This window comes from Bartonella sp. AA86SXKL (genome assembly GCF_042196885.1).
Genome location: NZ_JBHIRE010000588.1, coordinates 1 through 536, shown reverse-complemented (window position 1 = coordinate 536; position 536 = coordinate 1). Strand labels below are relative to the sequence as shown.

Annotated in this window: 1 protein-coding gene; it reads left to right on the top strand. The window is 51.3% G+C overall.

All coding sequences use genetic code 11. From position 1 onward, the window contains the following. A partial coding sequence (locus tag ACFIO5_RS13430; protein WP_375705682.1) for a hypothetical protein occupies positions 1-536 on the top strand: 536 nt, incomplete at both ends.

Genomic DNA, 536 nt, shown 5'->3' with positions numbered 1-536 from the left:
GGGGTTCGCATGCGCCATGATATGGCAGCCAATGCGGGGCAGTTGCATCTTTCTGCTGACGGGAAAATCTCGTTGAAGAATGTTTTTGGTCATGGGGGCGTTGTCCTCAAATCGAAAAGCCAGAGCGTATTGGCAAAGCACATCACCTCGAAAAAGCATATTGATATTGCCGCCCATAAGGATGTGACGTTAGAAACGGTTGGTGCTGATGGTCATTTGAAGATAGAGGCGCAGGATGGGCTTTTATCGATTGCCGGTAAGGCAACCTCTGGGGGCAATATGGAGCTTTCTTCGCGCCAGACACTTCAAGTTTCAGGGCTAGGATCAGGCGCTGATATGGCTCTTGAATCGGGCGGAGACTTGAAGCTTGAGGGGATTGTTTTAGCGCAAGGGAACCTCAAGGCGCATGCCGGTGGTGATATACAAGCTCATTTTTTAGCCGGTGGGGTTGATATGGCGGCAACGGGTGCTGCTGGTGTTGTTGTTCTTGGCACCCAAGGGGATGTTGATCTCCAGAGCAGTCAAGGTGCGATTGT